The sequence below is a fragment of the Corallincola luteus genome (genome assembly GCF_004336975.1).
Lineage (GTDB): Bacteria > Pseudomonadota > Gammaproteobacteria > Enterobacterales > Neiellaceae > Corallincola > Corallincola holothuriorum.
The window spans coordinates 224,531-245,789 of record NZ_SJXE01000004.1 but is presented as its reverse complement, the minus strand read 5'-3'; the positions used below and the strand labels follow the sequence as shown (position 1 = coordinate 245,789).

Here is a 21,259-nt window from a genome sequence, read left to right as displayed (position 1 = left end):
AATTATCTATTTTGATGAAGTGTAAACGGTCAAATAGATAATTGAAAAAGAAAATTACTATTTTTGTTGAAGCTTGTTGTAGCTTTGCTTTAGGTCTTGATAGCGTATTTTGTGGCGCGAGGGGAGGGAGACGCCGTCGAGCAAGCGGAAAAACTCTTTGCATTCGCGTAGCAGCTCGTGTGGCTTTTTCTCCGCTTTACAAAGTTGCAATAGTGATTGGATCATATTTAGTGCAGCACCGGTATTGGTTGGCGCGAGGCTAAGCGCCGTGCGAAATGCGCGCACGGCTGCGTCGTAATTGCCCTGCTCGTAATATCTGCTACCGTCTTGGTGGCATTGGCGGAATTGCGCAACCCGTTCATGTTGTGCGTCATCCGCTTGATAGCTTTGTAGTGCGTCGCGAGCATAGGTGCCTAAGTTAGTACTTTTTTGCATTCGCTCTGCGAGGTGTTGCATCTCTTCAAACTCGCCAATCTGGCATAGTGTTATCAGCCCTTCACCGGAAAACTCTATGGGTAGTTTGTCCTTCCCTTGCTCGACAAGCCCTTTCAAAGCGTTGTAATAGCTTTTCTTTGCTTTGATTAATTCACCTTTCGCAGCTTCAAGCTTGGCTTGGCAGAGCCCTTCAAACGTTGCAAAGTCAAAATTCCCATAGAGATTATCGTGTCTAGCACGGAATAGCGCATTCATGGCTTCATGTTGGTACTTGTGACGCCGGGTCGCTTCCTCTGCGCTCTCTGCTGCTTCAAACGTACTCCGTACATAATTGAGCAGGTGTTCGACGTTGTGATGTAATGAACGTTTACTTAGTTCATAGATTGTTTGATAGGTATTTTGTGTTAGCTCTGAGAGTTCAACTTCCCGGGATAACCGAGCTATGTGTTGCTGCCTTTCAATCGAATGGGGAGATATCTCTGCTGCATCTTGTAAAGACTGCAGGGCTTGTTCTGGTTGATCGAGCATATATTGGCATTGTGCTTTAAGATCATGAGCATCTAATAGTAATGGGTGCTGGGTTAGCAACTCTTCCAGTGTTTGGATGGCGACATCATAACGTTTCAGACCCATGTGCGCTTTGGCTAATGCTACTTTTGCCCACGTGATATCTCGCTCGGCTAACAGTGCTTTTAGAAATTGTTCTGATTTCTCATACTGCCCCACCTTGCAATAGAGTTCAGCCAATAAATTTTTGCAATGGTTGCTGTATTTGCTGCCCGCGGCGATCAACGTATGACAAGCTGCAATTGCTTCTGGGTAGTTTTTATCGTTTAACGGCTGCAATACACTTTGCATCGCTTGTCGTTTTTGATGCGCTCTCTCGATACGTGAACTGAGCTGACGTTGGGAAAATGGCTTCATTATGTAGTCGTCAGGTTGGTTTTCTAACGCCCCCAAAACCATGGCTCGACTATTTTCACCCGTCACAATGATAAAGATAGCCTCTGTTGTAATCAGCCCTTTCCCGCGCAGCTCTTCCAAAAGTTGGCGGCCATTTTTTTTGTTTACGCCCAGGTTATAGTCGACTAAGAGCAGTTGAAAAGGGCGGTCATCACAGTACTTACAGGCTTGCTCACCGGTTTCACACATTTCGATGTTGTTAAAGCCGATATTATTCAGCATGCCTTTAAGCATTACCTGAAATGAACGTTGGTCATCAACTACAAGCACGTGGGAGTGGGTCAGGCTCAAGTTCACTTCCTTTACAGCTGCGGATTAGTCCCTTCGCTGGAATATAGCATAGCGATGTCAATGCGTTGAGTGGCGTTGATCAACAACTGGAAGAGAAACAGTTAAAGAATCTAATAATGAAGCCGATATGAAGTTAGGTTTCATACTGGAAAAGAATTGTGCAGTCCGAACAGGTCAATTCGTCAATCATCGTTAATGAGCTTCAGCTCGGCCAATCGCTAAATAAAGCGGTTGGTAGCGGCGATTCTGCTAAGTTCGCTTATCTGCTAAGTATGTTGTCGGATGATGTGCTTGATCAGCCGCAGTTTCAGTTTGCTTGTTTTGACAGTATCAAACCCGCGCCAGATGAGACGCAATTAAGGAAAGAGTTTTCGTTACCAGAGAGTGCGCCGTTATTCAGCGATGCTGAAACGATGCTGCGTGCGACAAATCAGAGTCAACTATTTGCTGAAGGTGGTTCGATCACTGACGTAAGGCTACTCGCTGCGCTCGCGCCGACGGCGTTAGTGGCTAAGAAAGAGGACGATAACTCTTTACCTGCGGATATTCTCGATATTCTGCCTCATTGGAAACGGGCTGACGTCTGCCCAAAGTCTGAATACTCTTCGAGCGAGCCGATGATTGAACTACTGAATAAGCTGCATAGCAGCTCACAAACAGCGCTATAAATCACGAAACCTAGCCGTGACAGTTGTCTCCGTGAGTTTCATGCATAAAAAAGCCCGCTATTAAGCGGGCTTTTTCATACTAAGTTAGAAATTACTTCTTCTTAGCAGGTGACTTCTTAGCTTTAACGGCCTTGTTCAGGGCATCAGCGCTATCATCGCCTTCTTGGTATGGACGACCGTAGTAGGAGTCGATCAATACCTGCTTCAGTTCACTGATCAGTGGGTAGCGAGGGTTGGCACCAGTACACTGGTCATCAAACGCGTCAACAGCCAATTGGTCAACTTTCGCCATAAATGCTGCTTCGTCAACACCCGCGTCTTTAATTGACAGTGGGATATTTAACTCAACTTTCAGCTCTTCCAACCAAGTCAGCAGGTTGTTAATTTTCTCTTCAGTGTTTTTACCACCCAGACCCAGGTGATCAGCTACTTCGGCGTAGCGAGCACGGGCTTTTGGACGGTCATACTGTGAGAATGCAGTCTGCTTAGTTGGTGTGTTAGTGGCATTGAAACGGATAGTGTTAGCCAATAACAGTGCGTTCGCCAGACCGTGAGGTACATGGAACTCTGCGCCCAGTTTGTGAGCCATTGAGTGACAAACACCCAAGAAAGCATTCGCAAAAGCAACACCAGCGATTGTGGCTGCGTTGTGAACTTTTTCACGAGCAACTGGATCAGCCTTGCCATTTTGATATGAACTTGGCAGGAACTGCTTCAGAAGTTTAAGTGCTTGCAGCGCCTGGCCATCTGAGTACTCATTTGCGAGAACAGAAACATAAGCTTCCATAGCGTGAGTCACAGCATCGTAACCACCAAAGGCACATAAAGACTTCGGCATGTCCATAACTAAGTTGGCGTCTACAACAGCCATGTTAGGTGTCAATTCGTAGTCAGCCAGTGGGTATTTTTGGCCAGTCTTGTCGTCTGTAACAACTGCGAAAGGTGTTACTTCAGAGCCAGTACCTGAAGTGGTAGTGATACAAACCAGTTCAGCTTTAGAACCCATTTTAGGGAACTTGTAGATACGCTTACGGATGTCCATGAAGCGCATAGACAGGTCTGCGAAGTCTGTTTCTGGGTGCTCGTACATAACCCACATGATCTTCGCCGCATCCATTGGTGAACCACCACCAACAGCCAAGATAACGTCAGGTTGGTAGCTGTGGCATGCCTCAGCACCTTTCTGCACGATAGTCAGAGTAGGATCGGCTTCTACTTCGTGGAAGATTTCAACTTCCATGCCTTTATCTTTAAGAATAGCGCGAAGGTCATCAATGTAGCCGTTGTTAAATAAGAAACGGTCAGTAACGATAAGTGCGCGTTTCTTACCTTCCAGGTCGTCCATTGCAATAGGCAGAGAGCCACGACGGAAGTAGATTGATTTAGGTAGTTTGTGCCACAACATGTTCTCAGCTCGCTTAGCAACAATTTTCTTGTTAATTAGGTGCTTAGGACCTACGTTTTCAGAGATTGCGTTGCCACCCCAAGAACCACAACCCAAGGTCAGTGATGGTGCAAGTTCGAAGTTGTAAAGGTCACCGATACCGCCGTGTGAAGAAGGCGTATTGATAAGAATACGAGCAGTCTTCATCTTGTCGCCGAAGTAAGCGATACGATCAGCATTGGCGTCTTGGTCGGTATAGAGCACAGAAGTGTGGCCGACACCACCGATATCCAAAATGATACCAGCTTGACGAACAGCGTCTTCAAAGTCTTTCGCTTTGTAAACACCCAGCGTTGGAGAGAGTTTCTCGTGAGAAAACTCGTCATCGTATGACGCTTCAAGACCTTCACCGATAAGGATTTTGGTCGCTACAGGTACAGTCACGCCTGCTAATTCAGCGATCTTATATGCTGGTTGACCAACAATCTTGGCGTTCAACGCGCCATCGATCATCAATACCTTACGTACTTTGTCTGCATCAGACTTGTTCAATACAGCGGCGCCATATTTAGCGAAACGAGCGATCACTTCGTCGTACTTAGACTCAACGATGATGGCTGCTTGCTCAGACGCACAGATAACACCGTTATCGAATGTCTTAGACATAAGGATGGAAGAAACAGCACGCTTAACATCTGCAGTTTCGTCAATAACTACAGGTGTGTTACCTGCACCTACGCCGATCGCTGGCTTACCAGAAGAGTAAGCTGCTTTCACCATACCTGGACCACCCGTAGCGAGGATCAAGTTGATGTCGTTGTGAGTCATTAGGGCGTTAGACAGTTCAACTGACGGTTGATCAATCCAACCGATGATGTCTTTAGGTGCGCCTGCAGCTACTGCGGCATCCAGAACCAGTTTCGCTGCGTAGTTCGTAGCGTTCTTAGCACGTGGGTGCGGAGAAAAAATACAACCGTTGCGAGTCTTAAGCGAGATTAACGCTTTAAAGATGGCAGTAGAGGTTGGGTTAGTGGTCGGAACGATCGCACAAACGATACCTACTGGCTCAGCGATAGTAATAGTACCGCCTTCTTCGTTGCTTTCGATTACGCCACAGGTCTTGTCATCTTTATACTTGTTGTAGATGAATTCTGAAGCAAAGTGGTTCTTGATCACTTTGTCTTCCATGATACCCATGCCTGATTCTTCTGCAGCCATTTTGGCCAGCTCGATACGAGCAGTAGAAGCAGCTAGAGAAGCAGCGCGGAAGATCTGATCAACCTGCTCCTGACTGTATGTTGCAAATGTACGTTGTGCCGTTTTGACGCGTTCAACAAGAGCGTTTAACTCTTCCATATTGGTGACAGGCATCGACTGTGTCTCCTGGTGAGATGTGAAATTTATTAAACAGACCAACAGTTTACTTACAAAAGCCGTAGCTTAACGAGATGTAGAGTATAGTCCAGCTTTTGCTGCTGTTCGGTAAGCCTGTTTAATAAATTTTTTGCGTGGCTGAGAGTATAGATGCCTCTATCTAGGTATGCTTGATATGGATCAATTGTAATTTAATTACATAAATGAAAGTTTTAAGTCTCATTTTGGCGCGCCTTTGTGATGTGTGGCGCGCTGGTGGTGCCGACAGTTGGGGGGAAGTGTAATTTTATTAAAAATTCACACGCCGATCTAGCTTTGTTGCTGTGAGTTTTTTGTAACGCACTGATATCTATTAAAAATCATGCCGGCTGTTGAGTGTGCTGGAATTTGGTAGGAACAGTGTTTGATAAAGGCGGTTGGCAAATGCGTCGGTCATGCCCGATATGTAATCGGAAATAACGCGGTAACCAGAGGTGATACCTTCTTGTGCTCGTGCGTGCTGCCAGCGGTTATTAACATCGTCAGGCAGTAGACGAGTAGGATCGGTTTCGAATGCCTCAAAAAGCGCCATTACGACTTGTTGTCCTTTAAATTCAAGTAGCTGTAGTTCCGGTTTACGAATGACAAAATTGAATACAAACCGCTTAAATACAGCCAGAGCCTGGTGCATCAGTGGGCCGAGTTTTGCGTTAGATGCGAGCAAAGGGGACTCAAAGCGTTCGTCGTGCGATAGCTCTACCGATGAGATAAGGGTGTTAACTAAAGCGCCAATGGCGTCTTTTCGATCGTATTGGTATCGACTAAACAGTTGGTTGGTTATACGGTCAATATTTTCTGTAAACCAAGGTTCATGCAGTGCGAGAAGCGGTTTTATGACATGTTGTTGCCATTCATCGCGCGTAACGATACCCATGACAACGGCATCCTCCATGTCATGTATGCCGTAGGCGATGTCGTCTGCTAGCTCCATCAACGAGCAGTCTAATGATTTGAATGCTGTTTTTGCATGTCCTTCGCTCGACTCAAAGCGCATAAACAACTCTTTGTCACTGTTGGAAAAGGGAGCGAGTACCCAATCCAGTAGTGGTTGGTCACAGTCAAATATGCCTTTAGGTGGGTGCCATGTGCTAGCCACTACTTTTCTGTGATTGTCGGACTTAGCTGGATAGCGCTGATGGCAAAGGTTATTCAGTGTTTGCGGGTATTTAAGTACGCCGAGAAGTGTGCGTCTTGAAAGGTTCATGCCATGGCTTTTCGTATAGGGCTCTAACCTCGCCAAAATGCGAAATGTTTGTGCATTCCCTTCAAACCCGCCATGTTCAGCTGTCATGTAATTCAGGGCTATTTCACCGCCATGACCAAAGGGGGGATGACCAATGTCATGGGCGAGGCAGATCGCTTCGATTAACGCGTCGCTATCGAGTAGTTGATGATGCTGAGGATGTTTTAATGCTAATTGGGCACGAATGCCTGTGCCGATTTGTGCCGCTTCTAATGAATGGGTTAGCCGAGTGCGGTAGAAGTCATTCATCCCTGCGCCAAGCACTTGGGTTTTGGCCTGGAGTCGCCGGAATGCTGCCGAATGCAGGATCCTAGCGCGATCTCGTTGGTAAGCAGAGCGATGATCATTACGCCTTGTCTTCGTTTCTTCGAGCCGGCGCTGCTGCCAAACAAGACTTTCCATCGTTTTCGCTCCTGCTAACTGATCTCATCGAGGGTTAAGTTAAAGCTCGCTACAAAGTGACGAATAAAGTAGTCCACCTCGGGCAGTGCAAACTGCGCCAGTTGCTGTTCCAATCGCTGTTTCGCTTGATTGAATTCACTATTGCCTGCGTTTTGCTCTTCAAGACATTTCAAGTAAGCGCAAAGTGTATCAGCGGCTTTGATAATTAATTTGTGTTCTGGTAACTGCTTAGCCCCAATGAGCAACCCCTCAAAGTCGGCGCATAGTTCGTTGGGAAGCATCTCTAGTAAACGTTGTTCCGCGGCCGTTTCTATCTTTTTGTACTCTTTAGCGATCTCAGGGTTGTGATATTTGATGGGGGTAGGAAGGTCGCCGGTAATAACTTCGCTAGCGTCATGATAGAGCGCTTGCAGTGCAATTTCAGCAGCGTTCAGCGAACCGTCAAAAAATCTATTTCTAATGACTGCCAGGGCATGGGAGATCATTGCCACTTGCAGACTATGTTCTTGTACATTTTCTACTTGAGTATTGCGCATTAACGGCCAGCGTTGGATCAGTTTTAGTCTCGCCATATGCGCGAAGAAGTGGCTGTTATCACTCATGACGGTTTGTAGCTCTCCAGAAAGTGCGCGATACGGTTAATCGCGTCTTTTAGCTGATCTTCTCGTGGCAAGGTGACTAGGCGAAAATGATCTGTTGTCGGAAGATTAAATGCGCTGCCTTGGACAATCAGGAGTTTTTCCTGGCGGAGGAGGTCTAGGACAAATCTTTCATCATTGTGGATCGGGTAACGCTTGGGATCGAGCTTTGGAAAGACGTATAGCGCGCCTTTTGGCTTGGTGCAGCTGACCCCTGGAATTTGATTCAGCATCTCGTAAGCGATGTCTCTCTGAGCTAATAGTCTGCCACCGGGGAGGATCAGTTCATTAATACTCTGGTACCCCCCTAATGCTGCCTGTATTGCGTGCTGACAGGGTACGTTGGCACAAAGGCGCATGGATGCCAGCATGGTCAGCCCTTCGATATAGCCTTGGGCACGGATCTTTGGTCCAGTAACAGCCATCCATCCAGCACGAAACCCTGCAGCTCGATAGCTCTTGGACAATCCATTAAATGACACCATCAATACATCATCGGCCAATGAGGCGAGGGTAATATGCTCAGCACCATCGTAGAGGATCTTATCGTAGATTTCGTCGGCGTAAATAATTAGGTCGTGTTGACGGGCTAACTCCACTATTTCCAGTAAAATCTCTTTGCTGTAAACAGCCCCTGTTGGGTTATTAGGGTTAATAACGACAATGCCACGGGTATTTGGGGTGATTTTACTACGAATATCATCAATGTCAGGCTGCCAGTCGGCAGCTTCATCGCAGACGTAGTGAACTGGCTGGCCGCCGGCTAGGGTGACGGCGGCTGTCCATAAGGGATAATCTGGCGCAGGGATCAGCATCTCCTCGTGGTTATTAAGGAGAGCCTGCATCGCCATCAATATGAGTTCACTGACACCATTGCCAATGTAGATATCTTCAATATCGAGGCCAAATACCTGACGTTGTTGATATTGCTGCATGACAGCTTTTCGCGCAGAAAAAAGACCTTTGGAATCGCAATAGCCTTGTGAGGTAGGCAGGTTATGAATGACGTCGATCAGTAGCTCTTCTGGCGCTTCGAAGCCCCAAGGTCCAGGATTACCTATATTGAGCTTCAATACGCGATGACCATCTTCTTCAAGGCGTTTTGCCTCTTGCAATACTGGGCCTCGAATTTCGTAGCATACGTCATTGAGTTTGTGAGATTTTTCGACCTGCTTCATGGTGCCTTAAGATCTTCATTAGTTCGTGATTCGAAAGTAACACTATCCGGGGGGATTTGGGAAGATAAGCGGCTATTCCCTGCATAGGAATCGTTGCCGCAATTATCGTCTGGGTTGCATGACTTGCTAACGGCTGTTGATGATGGTGTTGCAAGGTTCCCGGTTGATGAATGCACCGCAAATTAATGATGCGTACCGTCATCCTTATGTGTTGACTGTGCCTTCTTCAGCATCTCTTTAACGTGATTTTTTTCCGCTTCTTTTGCTGTTTCTTCTGCCACGAAAAGCCCGAGAAGTCGTGCCAGTACGATGGCGATATAGAACTGACCGACGATAGCTTCAAGCACCACCCAGCCCTGAGTGAAAGTGGTTTGTGGGCTAATATCGCCGTAGCCTAGGGTCGAAATAGTAACGAAACTGAAGTAGGTCAATTCGTTAATCAAACCGGTTAAATCACCGCCGTCAATCCCTGCTTTTAAGTTGAATGAACCCGGGTAGTGGATCTCAAGAGAGACGTAAATCATTGCCCAAAGCAGGGCGATGATAAAGTAGAGTGAGATGGCAGCAATAATCATCTCTGTATTTGGGTGTAACTGCTTAATTAGGTATTTCAAAAGGTGGAAACTGACAAAACCGAAGAAAGCGATAAGGGTTAAGGCTCTTAAGTAATTAGCAAGATGAGCGCTTGAGTAGAAGTCACCCCAGCCGACTAAAACGGTAGGGATGGCCAACAATATTCCGATATAAAAAGTGCGCTTCTGTTGTGCAACGACGTACAAGGAGGCAAGCATAACCAGATTAAAGAGCACCATGGTTAATACCTTGCCAACGATATCTGTGAGGTGGGGCGGTATGATGATCAATAATATCAAGCTGGTCAGCAGAATATGAAAGCTGAACTTAGGAATGGGAATGCTCATTTTGCTAAATTTAAATGCTGAGGATGGCATGATGACTCTCCTTTGTCCGTTTTTACTCTAGCTTAAGATGCTGATTTGTAAAGGTAAGAGGAATTCTAGAGCACTTTGGTTAGAGGATCGTCCTGTAGCAAACGTTGCCACCCAATCATGTTTGCAGGGCCTTTGCTTCTGAGCATCATATTGCGTATTAACCTGCCAGGAAAAAAACGCCCTTTATTTGCTAGCTTTATGATCCTATTCGATTCGTTGACTACCCATTGTACTCGTTTTTCTCTGTGTTGCTGGTAACGCGGAAGGGCTTGTATATACGGATACCGACTTAATAGTCGTGCCAAAATAATGGTGTCTTCAAGTGTTAACGCGACGCCTTGTTGCAGACTCGGCGGACAACCGTGTAGGGCGTCCCCAACGAGTACAATGTTGCCGTGATAAAATTGCGTCCCGGTAGTGCTCTCTAATCGACCACTGATAAGGGCGTCACTATCAATTGCTTGGGTCAGAGCGTCAATGACACAGGGCTCGTAGCGTTTGAATCTTTTCAGCAAGTCGTTCTTCGGCGCAGTTAACAGTCGTTTTTTTCTGTCCTGGCTTTGAGCGTAGCAATAGAATCTGTTGTTCCCTAGCGGATAGAACATGAAGGCATCGTCTTTGCCTATCAGGTATCGAGGATGTTGTGGAACGTCTGTGAGTTCAGTAATAAAGCGCCAGCAACTCACCCCCAGATCTGCAATTGGCTCCTCGCCGAAGGCAAGCGTTCTAACCTTCGAGTGGATCCCGTCGGCACCAATGATAAGGTCGAAAAATTGGCTGTATCCATCACTGAATTCGACGAGTGTTCCTTCTTGGGTATGCTCTAATCGTTGTGGCGCGCAGTTGAATCTGATGGGCTCTATGCCGTCTGCAAGAATATCGACAAGCGCATCCCGTCGCAGGGCAACGAAAGGCTGTTCATCAAAAGGTGAGCTGGTCAGGCTGCCTTTCGTTAATGTACGCCCATTGGCTTTGGCATATTCAATCTCAGTGACTTGATGAGCGGCATCTAACACTTTGTGCTTTAAGCCAATAGATTGAAGTCCAGCCATGGCATTTGCAGGTAGACAGATCCCTGCGCCGCTCGCCGACAAGCTTGCCGATCTCTCAACTAATGTGGCATCTAGGCCGCGTTGGCGTAGCGCGCGGTAGAGCGATAGACCGGCAATGCCAGCACCGACGATGAGAATGCTTTGTTTAACCATGAGCGTGTTACTTAAATACCTTGCAGGTTTTCGAGCAGCCAGAGGCTTAGCTCATCAGGGTGGGACACACTAATATCTGCTTGCCAAGTTTCAGGTGTGTCATGTTCAGCAATATAGCCGTAAGCGGCGAGCATTGTTGTCATCCCTGCGCGCCTTCCAGCTTCAATATCTCGTTCTGCATCCCCAACATAGATACAGCTATTCGCGGCGACACCGAGCAACTCTGCAGCGTGAAATAAGGGCGCAGGGTCGGGCTTTCTGACTGGCAATGTATCACCACTGATAATACAACGAGCGGATGAGAATTCGCTAAAATCAGCTAAAAGCGGATCGGTTAACCAACCAGGCTTATTCGTTACCACCCCCCACGGAATATGCTTGGCGTCGAGCTCTGCCAAGATCTCTGCAACGCCATCAAACAGATTAGTGTGCTCGCAGATATTTGCGCTGTAGTAATCCAATAAGCTTTGCCTTAATTCGGCGAAAAAAGTGGCGTCTATGTTTTTTCCAAAACCGAGGTCAATGAGCCCTTTTGCGCCGTGAGAGGCGACAGGGCGGATAAGTTCGAGTGGCAGCGTGGATAGATTCTCTTTAACCAGTAAATAATTTAACGCTGCGCCAAGATCCGGTGCTGTATCTAGCAAGGTGCCGTCAAGATCAAATAATACGCCTTCGACATTCATCTGATTCATTCCTCGCGAGTACAATACAGCATGTAATTAACGTCCACGTTTGGCTTTAATTTAAACGTTTGCAGAAGTGGGTTGTAGTGGATCCCAGTCATCTGTTTTGGAGATAACCCTGCATGCTCGGCATAGCTGACGAGATCGGCTGGGCGAATGAATTTATCGAATTCGTGGGTACCTTTGGGTAGCAATTTCAGCACATACTCTGCGCCGACAATGGCTAACAACCAGGCTTTTGCTGTTTTGTTGAGTGTTGAAAAAAATATCTGACCGCCAGGTTTTACCATGCTAGCACAGGCGGCGATCGTTGCTGCTGGGTCAGGAACGTGTTCCAGCATCTCCATGCAGGTCACAACGTCATAGGTGTTTTGGTGTTGCTCTGCGTGCTGTTCGGCGGTTTGCTGCTGATAGTTCAGGGCTGTACCTGTTTCCAATGCATGCAGGCGGGCAACAGAAAGAGGAGCTTCACCCATGTCGATGCCGGTAACGTCGGCGCCACTGCGAGCCATACTCTCTGCGAGAATACCGCCGCCACAACCGACATCGAGAATACGTTTGCCGAATAAGCCACCGACACTGTCGGCGACAAATTTTAGCCGTACAGGATTCATTCGATGTAATGGTTTGAACTCGCCTTGCTCGTCCCACCACTTATGTGCAAGAGCTTCAAATTTCGCAATTTCTTTCGGATCGACATTCATTGTGGTTGTCATTTATTGTGCAAATCCTCGGCAATTTCGTGACTGCCGATTATACGCAGGTTAAAAGTGTGCGCCAGCGTCATTCGTGAGCGCTGACGAGGCCATTAAAACGTGCTAGCATGCCGCGGCAAAATACCATAACTAGAAACTTCAGTATCCGTGTAGGGAACTAGACCTTTTATGAGCGAACTCGCAAAAGAGATCACCCCGATTAACATCGAGGAGGAGCTGAAAAGCTCGTACCTTGATTATGCGATGAGCGTTATCGTGGGGCGCGCACTACCTGATGTCAGGGATGGCTTGAAACCGGTTCACCGTCGTGTTTTATTCGCGATGAATGAACTAAAGAACGATTTTAACAAGCCGTATAAAAAATCAGCCCGTGTCGTTGGTGACGTCATCGGTAAATATCACCCCCACGGCGATTCGGCGGTGTATGACACCATTGTTCGAATGGCACAGCCATTCTCTCTTCGTTACACATTGGTTGATGGCCAGGGTAACTTTGGCTCTATTGACGGCGACTCTGCCGCAGCCATGCGTTATACCGAAGTCCGTATGTCAAAGATCGCCCACTCTTTGTTGGCCGATCTTGAAAAGGAAACCGTTGACTACGTACCTAACTATGATGGTACAGAGCAGATCCCTGCGGTTATGCCGACACGGGTGCCAAACCTATTGGTTAATGGTAGCTCTGGTATCGCTGTTGGTATGGCTACCAATATTCCACCTCATAACCTGAATGAAGTGATCGACGGTTGCTTGGCAATGATCGATAAGCCGGAAATTACGGTTGATGAGCTGCTGGAGTATATTCCTGGTCCTGATTTCCCTACCGCAGCTCAGATTAACGGCCGGAGAGGCATCGAAGAAGCTTATCGCACGGGCCGCGGTAAGATCTATTTGCGAGCAAAACACGATATAGAGACAGACGAAAAGAATGGTAAAGAGTCCATTATCGTCACTGAAATCCCCTATATGGTGAACAAAGCAAGGCTGATCGAGAAGATCGCTGAGCTGGTGAAAGATAAAAAGATCGAAGGCATTACCGCGCTGCGTGATGAGTCGGATAAAGACGGCATGCGTATCGTGATTGAACTGCGTAAGGGTGAAGTGAGTGAGGTTGTGATTAACAACCTTTATGCGCAGACTCAATTGCAGAACGTGTTTGGTATCAACATGGTTGCCCTCGACCATGGCCAGCCACGTTTGATGACGCTGGTTGATATGTTGTCAGCGTTCATTAATCACCGCCGTGAAGTAGTGACTCGTCGTACCGTTTTTGAACTACGTAAAGCCCGTGAACGAGCACACATTCTCGAAGGTTTGGCCATCGCGCTGTCAAACGTCGATCCCGTTATTGAGTTGATCAAAAACTCTGCAAATCCAGCGGAAGCAAAAGCTGGCTTGATCGCACAGGGTTGGGCGTTAGGTGATGTTGCCCAGATGCTGGAACGCGCAGGTGTTGATGCTGCTCGTCCAGAGTGGTTAGAGCCTGAGTTTGGCATCCGTGAAGGTAAATATTTCCTTACAGAGCAACAAGCACAAGCGATCCTTGACTTGCGTTTGCATAAGCTAACCGGTCTTGAGCACGAAAAAATTCTTGATGAATATAAAGAGCTGCTCGAGTTAATCGCTGAACTTTTATATATCCTTGCTAATCCAGCACGTTTGATGGAAGTGATCCGAGAGGAATTGGAAGCGATCAAGGACGAATTCGGTGATGAGCGTCGGACTGAGATCACGGCCGCATCTGCTGAGATCAACCTTGAAGATTTGATCACCCAAGAGGATGTGGTGGTGACACTGTCACATCAGGGTTACGTGAAGTATCAAATTCTATCTGACTACGAAGCCCAGCGTCGTGGCGGTAAGGGTAAAGCAGCAACCAAAATGAAGGAAGAAGACTTCATTGAACGTTTATTGGTTGCCAATACCCACGATACCATTTTGTGTTTCTCCAGCGCCGGTAAAGTGTACTGGTTGAAGGTGTATCAGCTGCCATTGGCTAGCCGTACGGCGCGCGGTCGTCCGATCGTGAACCTACTTCCGCTGGACGAAGACGAGCGGATTACTGCAATCCTGCCGGTGAAAGAGTACGAAGAGGGGCTCAATATCTTCTTCGCAACAGCATCGGGCCGAGTGAAGAAAACGCCGCTTACGGCATTCTCTCGTCCATTGGCCAGCGGTATTCGAGCCATTAATCTGGATGAAGGCAACACCTTGGTGGGTGTCGACATTACAGATGGTAGCAATGAAGTCATGCTGTTTACTGATGGCGGTAAGGTGGTTCGATTTGACGAAGAGCATGTTCGTGCCATGGGCAGAACAGCCGCCGGGGTCAAAGGGATCACGTTGAAGCCTGGTCAAAAGGTTATCTCGCTGATTATCCCTCGTGGGGAAGGGCAGATCCTTACCGTGACAGAAAATGGCTTTGGTAAGCGTACCTCTGAGCTGGAGTACCCGACCAAAGGACGTGGTACGCAAGGGGTTGTTTCAATCAAAGTCAGTGATCGTAATGGCTCTGTCGTTGGCGCTGTACAGGTCGATGAAAACGAAGAGATCATGTTGATCACCGATGCTGGTACCCTTGTTCGTACCCGAGTATCAGAAGTGAGCAGTGTTGGCCGAAATACTCAAGGTGTTCGCCTGATCCGAACATCGGAAAATGAACATGTTGTTGGTTTGCAGCGGATTGATGAAGTTGAAACTGACGAACTCATTGATGGTGAATTGATTGAAGATGGTGACGGTGACGCAGTGTCAGTTGAATCTGATGCATCAGAAACCAACACCGACGAGTAATCAGGTAAAGAAATACCTATGACACAAGCAGTGTTTAATTTCTGCGCGGGGCCGGCAATGTTGCCGGCCTCTGTTATGAAGCAGGCCCAAGCAGAGATGCTTGATTGGCAGGGGCAAGGTGTCTCTGTCATGGAAATGAGTCACCGTTCAAAGCCTTATATGCAGATGGCGGCAGAGGCCGAGCAGGACCTCAGAGATTTGATGGCGATACCGTCAAATTACAAAGTGCTGTTCTTGCATGGTGGTGGGCGAGGTCAATTTGCTGGCATACCACTTAACCTAAGTCGTTCGGCTGATTCAGCGGACTACCTGCTTTCGGGGCAGTGGTCTCGAGGCGCGTTGGCGGAAGGGGAAAAGTACCTTCACTGTAAGGTCGCCGGTGAGCCGAACCTTATTGATGGCAAGGTTGCGCTGCCCCCACAGTCGGCATTGAATATCAACCCAGACGCCGCTTATTTCCATTATTGTCCCAATGAAACCATTGAAGGGGTGGAGTTTTCTTATATTCCTGATGCTGGCCATGTGCCGGTAGTGGCGGATATGTCGTCAACCATCCTCTCCCAACCGCTAGACGTTAGTCGTTTTGGGGTGATTTATGCCGGTGCACAGAAAAACATCGGGCCTAGTGGATTGTCCGTCGTAATTGTTCGTGAGGATCTTATTGGCAATGCACGGCAGGAAACACCATCGATCCTTGATTATGGCTTGGCCGTTAAACATGATTCTATGTATAACACACCACCTACCTACGCCTGGTATCTTGCAGGCTTAGTGTTTAAATGGCTTAAGTCCAATGGCGGTTTAACAGAAATGGCCAAGGTCAATCGGGCCAAGGCTGATACCCTGTACCGGTTTATCGATGGCAGTGATTTTTACCGAAATAATGTCGATGACAACTGCCGCAGCAAAATGAATGTTCCATTTCAGTTAGCCGATGATAATCTGGATAGTAAGTTTCTCGAACTCTCTGATGCGGCTGGGTTAAAAGCGCTTAAGGGTCATCGTATTGTCGGTGGTATGCGTGCCAGTATCTATAACGCGATGCCGTTAAGTGGCGTTCAGGCATTAGTCGACTTCATGGCGGATTTTGAGAAAAAATTCGGTTAATAGATAGGTTTCTATCTCTGATAAAAAGGAAGCGTGGCGTGAGCTGTGATTTGATTGCCTTAGCAAATGCTGGGATCCGTGGATTACATCCTTATCAGGCGGGTAAGCCAGTTAGCGAGTTGGAACGAGAGCTCGGTATCTCAAATGTAGTGAAGCTTGCGTCAAACGAGAACCCTTTGGGGATCAGTGACAAGGTGAAACAGGCGCTGGTTAGTGAGTTTACTGAGCTGAGCAGATACCCTGATGCCAATGGCTTTTATCTGAAAGAGAAGCTGGCGAGTCGTCTCGGCGTAGAATCGGCACAGATTACCCTGGGCAATGGTTCTAATGATGTGCTGGAGCTGATCGCACGTACCTTTGTATCCGCCGAACATGAAGTGATGTTTGCAGAACACGCTTTTGTTGTATATCCCCTAGTGACGCAAGCAATAGGGGCTAAACCCTGTGTTGTGCCGGCTAAGGCATATGGACACGATCTAGATGCAATGGCAGCGGCGATTAGCGACAAGACCAAAATGATCTTTATCGCTAACCCTAATAATCCGACAGGTACTTTCCTCTCGAAAGAGTGTCTGAAAGCATTCATTGCCGCTGTACCAAAAGATGTCATTGTGGTGTTGGACGAAGCCTACGATGAGTATGTTGATGCCAGTGATCGTGCTAACAGTGTTGAATGGTTAAATGATTACCCCAACCTTGTGGTTACGCGTACCTTCTCAAAGGCATATGGATTAGCTGGTCTGCGTGTTGGTTACAGTGTTAGTAGTGCAGATATGGCTGGCCTGTTAAATCGATTACGTCAGCCGTTTAATGTTAATTCACTGGCATTGAAAGCCGCTGAAGTAGCGCTAGATGATAACGAGTTTCTACACGAATCTGTTTCTGTTAACCGCCAAGGGATGACTCAACTGACTGATTTCTTTCGTCAGCAGCAGATAAATTTTATCCCATCATGGGGCAATTTTGTTACTTTTGATACCGGTAGAAATGGCACTGATGTCTATGATGCATTGCTGCATCAAGGGGTGATAGTGCGTCCGATTGGTGGGTATGGATTACCAAATCATCTCCGCGTAAGTATCGGCACTTCAGAAGAAAATAACCGTTTTATCGACGCACTGACATCAGTGCTTTCTTTGTAAGCTTTGATATAGATGAATTCAATGGAACAACTGACACTTCAACCTATTCAGCGGGTTAATGGCACCGTCAATTTACCCGGCTCAAAAAGCGTTTCAAATCGTGCGCTACTGCTAGCAGCGTTAGCTGAAGGCGAGACGATATTAACCAATTTGCTCGATAGCGATGATATTCGCCATATGCTTAATGCATTGAAAGCCTTGGGCGTCAGCTATCAGCTTTCCGATGATAAGACCGAATGCACAGTGCAAGGACTTGGCCGTGCGTTTAACGCGTCTGAGTCTTTAGAGCTGTTTTTAGGCAATGCGGGTACTGCGATGCGGCCACTATGCGCGGCTCTCTGTTTGGGTGCAGGCGAGTTCGTCCTGACCGGCGAACCGCGTATGGAAGAGCGCCCAATCGGTGCTTTAGTCGATGCCTTGGTGCAAGCAGGCGCTAATGTTGAATACTTAAAAAATGCCGATTATCCACCTCTGAAGATTTATGGAACCGGGTTGTCTGGTGGCACAGTATCTATTGATGGCAGCGTGTCCAGTCAGTTTTTGACCGCTTTCCTGATGGCCGCACCAATGGCTGGTGGCGACACTGAAATTGTGATTAGTGGTGAACTGGTATCCAAACCTTACATCGATATTACGCTACATATCATGGAGCAATTCGGAGTCAGTGTAGAAAATATCGATTATCAGAAGTTCATCATCAAGGGTAATCAAACCTACAAAGCACCAGGCCGCTTTATGGTTGAGGGCGATGCGTCGTCTGCGTCCTATTTCTTGGCTGCAGCTGCCATTAAGGGCGGCGAGATTAAAGTGACTGGCATTGGTCGTAACAGCATTCAAGGCGATATCCATTTTGCTGATGTGCTTGAGGCTATGGGCGCCCAAATAGAGTGGGGTGACGAATATATCATTTCTCGTGTGGGCGAACTAAAGGCGGTGGATATGGATATGAACCATATTCCAGATGCGGCAATGACTATTGCTACAGCGGCTTTGTTTGCTGAGGGCACAACGGCAATTCGTAACGTATATAACTGGCGCGTTAAGGAAACTGACCGTTTATCCGCGATGGCGACAGAGCTGCGTAAAGTGGGGGCTGAAGTGGAAGAGGGAGAAGATTACATTGTGATCCAACCACCAGCCAAGCTATCTCATGCGGCGATCGATACTTATAATGATCACCGTATGGCGATGTGTTTTTCGTTAGTCGCATTAAGTGATACACCCGTGACTATTAATGATCCTAAGTGCACATCGAAAACTTTTCCTGACTATTTTGAGCGTTTGGCATCGTTAAGCGAGCTATAATAGGACTGAAGATTAAGAAGGGACCCGTTGCGGTCCCTTTTTTATTCCTAGCAATGTGATGTGACGCTTTCGTCCGACGGTTTTTATCGTTGAACTGCATTTTACCTTTAATACTTTCTCACTATAATAGGCGCGCTTTATAGGGGGAGAGCTGTAAACACGTCATCTGCTCACCCTAATGTACTGATTTTTATTAGAATACCGGAGTTTTTATGCCTTCAGGCGCACCAGTGATCACTATTGATGGTCCCAGCGGTTCAGGGAAAGGGACACTCGCTCAGCGATTGGCGCAGCAACTGGGCTGGCATCTGCTTGATAGTGGCGCTATTTATCGTGTGTTGGCATTAGCTTCCTTGCACCATGGTGTGGATATCGAAAATGAAGATGCACTGGTGCCTTTGGCCGCGCATTTAGATGTGCAGTTTGTGTCAGACGAGAACACCAAGAAAATCCAAGTAATTCTGGAAGGCGAAGAGGTCAGTAAAAGCATTCGTACCGAAGAGTGCGGTGCTGTTGCATCAAAGATCGCTGCATTCCCTCGTGTGCGTGAGGCATTACTTCGACGACAAAGGGCGTTTAAGGCGCTACCCGGTCTAGTGGCTGATGGCCGTGATATGGGAACGGTGGTTTTTCAGGACGCCCCAGTGAAGCTATTCTTAACCGCAAGCGCCGAGGACCGGGCTAACCGCCGTTATCTGCAGTTGCAAAGCGCTGGCCATGATGCTAACCTCGCGCAAATTTTAGCCGATGTCCAAGCTCGTGATGAACGCGACACTAATCGGAGCGTAGCTCCGTTGGTTCCAGCGGAAGACGCATTGGTCATCGACAGTAGTAAAATGTCAATCGATGAGGTTGAAGCAACCGCATTTGATTACATATATGGAAAATTATCGCCGACAGCTTCCGCCTAACTAGGTGAAAGTTGCGGTTCTTCGTTGCTAAGGATGGTAACGAATAACGTTAACTACCCCGCACAGAAGGAAGCTGCGTGGATGAGTATGGTTTAAAATCAAACATGACTGAATCTTTTGCTCAATTATTCGAAGAAAGCTTACAGACAATCGAAACCCGCCCGGGTGCCATCGTTAAAGGTACTGTAATCTCTGTTACTAAAGAAGCTGTGTTGGTTGACGCAGGTCTTAAGTCAGAAGCAGTTATTCCTGCTGAACAGTTCAAGAACGCTGAAGGCGTTGTTGAAGTTCAAGTGGGTGACCAGGTTGATGTTGCACTAGACGCTGTTGAAGACGGCTTCGGTGAGACTATTCTGTCTCGCGAGAAAGCTAAGCGTCATGAAGCGTGGATCGTTCTGGAACGCGCCTTCGAAGAAGCAGAAACTGTAATCGGTATCATGACGGGTAAAGTGAAGGGTGGCTTCACTGTTGACCTTAATGGTATCCGTGCGTTCTTGCCAGGTTCTTTGGTTGACGTTCGTCCAGTACGCGACACTGCGCACTTGGAAGGTAAAGAACTCGAATTCAAAGTAATCAAGCTAGATCAAAAGCGTAACAACGTTGTTGTTTCTCGTCGTGCAGTTATTGAAACTGAGAACAGCGTTGAACGTGATCAGCTGCTTGAGTCTCTGCAGGAAGGCCTGGAAGTTAAAGGTATCGTTAAGAACCTGACTGACTACGGTGCATTCGTAGACTTAGGTGGCGTTGACGGCCTGTTGCATATCACTGACATGGCTTGGAAGCGCGTTAAGCACCCAAGTGAAATCGTAAATGTTGGTGATGAGATCCTAGTTAAGATCCTTAAGTTCGACCGTGAGCGCACTCGCGTATCACTTGGTCTGAAACAGCTGGGTGAAGATCCATGGGTAGCTATCGCTGGTCGTTACCCTGAAGGCACTCGCGTAAGCGGTGTTGTGACCAACCTGACTGACTACGGTTGTTTCGTAGAGATCGAAGAAGGTGTTGAAGGTCTGGTACACGTTTCTGAAATGGATTGGACTAACAAAAACATCCACCCAAGCAAGGTTGTTAACCTGGGTGATGCTGTTGACGTTATGGTTCTTGATATCGATGAAGATCGTCGTCGTATCTCTCTGGGTCTTAAGCAGTGTAAAGCTAACCCATGGGAAGAGTTCGCTAGCAACCATGCTAAAGGCGATGAAGTTAGCGGTAAGATCAAGTCAATCACTGACTTCGGTATCTTTATCGGCTTGGACGGCGGCATTGATGGTCTGGTTCACTTGTCAGACATCAGCTGGAATGGTCAAGGCGAAGATGCAGTACGTGAGTTCAAGAAGGGCGACGAAGTTAACGCCGTTGTTCTGCAGGTCGATCCTGAGCGTGAGCGCATCAGCTTGGGCGTGAAGCAGTTGAACGAAGATCCTTTCAATAATTATCTGAATGATAACAAGAAAGGTGCTATCGTTAATGGTAAGGTTACTGCAGTTGACGCCAAAGGCGCGACTGTTGAGCTGTCTTCTAGCGTAGAAGGTTATATCCGCGCTTCAGATATCTCTCGTGACCGTGTTGAAGACGCTTCTACCGTATTGAGCGTTGGCGATGATGTTGAAGCCAAGTTCATGGGTATCGATCGTAAGAACCGTGTAGTTAGCTTGTCTATCCGTGCGAAAGATGAAGCAGACGAAAAGACTGCGATTGAAGACTTGAATGCTCAGCCTACTGAAACTGCTGGTTTCAGCAGTGCCATGGCAGAAGCTTTCAAGAATGCGAAAGGCGATGCATAAGCCATCCTTTTGAAAAAAGGGCCGCTTATGCGGCCCTTTTTTTTTAAC

The 21,259-nt window shown here is 47.3% G+C and carries 16 protein-coding genes; 7 read left to right on the top strand and 9 right to left on the bottom strand.

Going from position 1 to position 21,259, the window contains the following annotated elements:
• Positions 1-57: 57 nt before the first annotated feature.
• Complete coding sequence (locus EZV61_RS10665; RefSeq protein WP_131415539.1) at positions 58-1,689, bottom strand: response regulator; 1,632 nt, start codon at positions 1,687-1,689, stop codon at positions 58-60.
• Between the two features lie 158 nt (positions 1,690-1,847).
• On the opposite strand from EZV61_RS10665, the gene EZV61_RS10660 reads away from it, so the two are divergent.
• Entirely contained in the window at positions 1,848-2,357 is a 510-nt protein-coding gene (locus tag EZV61_RS10660) for a VC2046/SO_2500 family protein (RefSeq protein ID WP_165569582.1), read from the top strand.
• 91 nt (positions 2,358-2,448) lie between these two features.
• Here the strand turns inward: EZV61_RS10660 and adhE are convergent, their stop codons facing one another.
• The 8 genes from adhE to ubiG all read right to left on the bottom strand — a co-directional run bounded on the left by adhE (position 2,449) and on the right by ubiG (position 12,169).
• On the bottom strand, positions 2,449-5,145 hold the full coding sequence (gene adhE / locus EZV61_RS10655; RefSeq protein ID WP_276320499.1) for a bifunctional acetaldehyde-CoA/alcohol dehydrogenase: 2,697 nt from the start codon (positions 5,143-5,145) through the stop codon (positions 2,449-2,451).
• A gap of 322 nt (positions 5,146-5,467) precedes the next feature.
• Positions 5,468-6,799 carry an anti-phage deoxyguanosine triphosphatase gene (locus tag EZV61_RS10650; protein WP_131415535.1) on the bottom strand — a complete coding sequence of 444 codons (1,332 nt, stop codon included), beginning with the start codon at positions 6,797-6,799 and terminating at the stop codon, positions 5,468-5,470.
• Positions 6,800-6,813: 14 nt separating this feature from the next.
• Positions 6,814-7,401, bottom strand: coding sequence for a 5'-deoxynucleotidase (gene yfbR / locus EZV61_RS10645; RefSeq protein WP_130565523.1), 588 nt, complete (start codon positions 7,399-7,401; stop codon positions 6,814-6,816).
• Positions 7,398-8,615: a pyridoxal phosphate-dependent aminotransferase gene (locus tag EZV61_RS10640; RefSeq protein WP_130565524.1), complete on the bottom strand. Its 1,218-nt coding sequence runs from the start codon at positions 8,613-8,615 to the stop codon at positions 7,398-7,400. The genes yfbR and EZV61_RS10640 overlap by 4 nt, the downstream gene beginning before the upstream one ends.
• 182 nt (positions 8,616-8,797) lie before the next feature.
• A complete protein-coding gene (locus tag EZV61_RS10635) occupies positions 8,798-9,565 on the bottom strand; it encodes a potassium channel family protein (RefSeq protein ID WP_130565525.1) in 768 nt (255 codons plus the stop codon).
• Between the two features lie 65 nt (positions 9,566-9,630).
• Positions 9,631-10,770 carry an FAD-dependent monooxygenase gene (locus tag EZV61_RS10630; RefSeq protein ID WP_131415533.1) on the bottom strand — a complete coding sequence of 380 codons (1,140 nt, stop codon included), beginning with the start codon at positions 10,768-10,770 and terminating at the stop codon, positions 9,631-9,633.
• An 11-nt stretch (positions 10,771-10,781) separates the two neighbouring features.
• Positions 10,782-11,453: an HAD-IA family hydrolase gene (locus EZV61_RS10625; RefSeq protein ID WP_131415531.1), complete on the bottom strand. Its 672-nt coding sequence runs from the start codon at positions 11,451-11,453 to the stop codon at positions 10,782-10,784.
• A gap of 5 nt (positions 11,454-11,458) precedes the next feature.
• Positions 11,459-12,169 (bottom strand): bifunctional 2-polyprenyl-6-hydroxyphenol methylase/3-demethylubiquinol 3-O-methyltransferase UbiG, encoded by a 711-nt coding sequence (gene ubiG, locus EZV61_RS10620; RefSeq protein ID WP_114336727.1) that lies wholly within the window; start codon positions 12,167-12,169, stop codon positions 11,459-11,461.
• A gap of 168 nt (positions 12,170-12,337) precedes the next feature.
• On the opposite strand from ubiG, the gene gyrA reads away from it, so the two are divergent.
• From gyrA to rpsA, 6 genes are all read left to right on the top strand, one after another.
• On the top strand, positions 12,338-14,962 hold the full coding sequence (gyrA, locus tag EZV61_RS10615; RefSeq protein ID WP_131415529.1) for a DNA topoisomerase (ATP-hydrolyzing) subunit A: 2,625 nt from the start codon (positions 12,338-12,340) through the stop codon (positions 14,960-14,962).
• Positions 14,963-14,980: 18 nt separating this feature from the next.
• Entirely contained in the window at positions 14,981-16,069 is a 1,089-nt protein-coding gene (gene serC, locus EZV61_RS10610; RefSeq protein WP_114336725.1) for a 3-phosphoserine/phosphohydroxythreonine transaminase, read from the top strand.
• A gap of 38 nt (positions 16,070-16,107) precedes the next feature.
• Positions 16,108-17,211 (top strand): histidinol-phosphate transaminase, encoded by a 1,104-nt coding sequence (gene hisC, locus EZV61_RS10605; RefSeq protein WP_130565529.1) that lies wholly within the window; start codon positions 16,108-16,110, stop codon positions 17,209-17,211.
• A gap of 21 nt (positions 17,212-17,232) precedes the next feature.
• The gene (gene aroA, locus EZV61_RS10600; RefSeq protein WP_114336723.1) at positions 17,233-18,516 is read left to right on the top strand and encodes a 3-phosphoshikimate 1-carboxyvinyltransferase; all 1,284 of its coding nucleotides are present in this window, start codon (positions 17,233-17,235) and stop codon (positions 18,514-18,516) included.
• Between the two features lie 212 nt (positions 18,517-18,728).
• Positions 18,729-19,427 (top strand): (d)CMP kinase, encoded by a 699-nt coding sequence (gene cmk, locus EZV61_RS10595; RefSeq protein WP_130565530.1) that lies wholly within the window; start codon positions 18,729-18,731, stop codon positions 19,425-19,427.
• Positions 19,428-19,531: 104 nt separating this feature from the next.
• The gene (gene rpsA / locus EZV61_RS10590) at positions 19,532-21,211 is read left to right on the top strand and encodes a 30S ribosomal protein S1 (RefSeq protein WP_114336866.1); all 1,680 of its coding nucleotides are present in this window, start codon (positions 19,532-19,534) and stop codon (positions 21,209-21,211) included.
• Positions 21,212-21,259 lie beyond the last annotated feature (48 nt).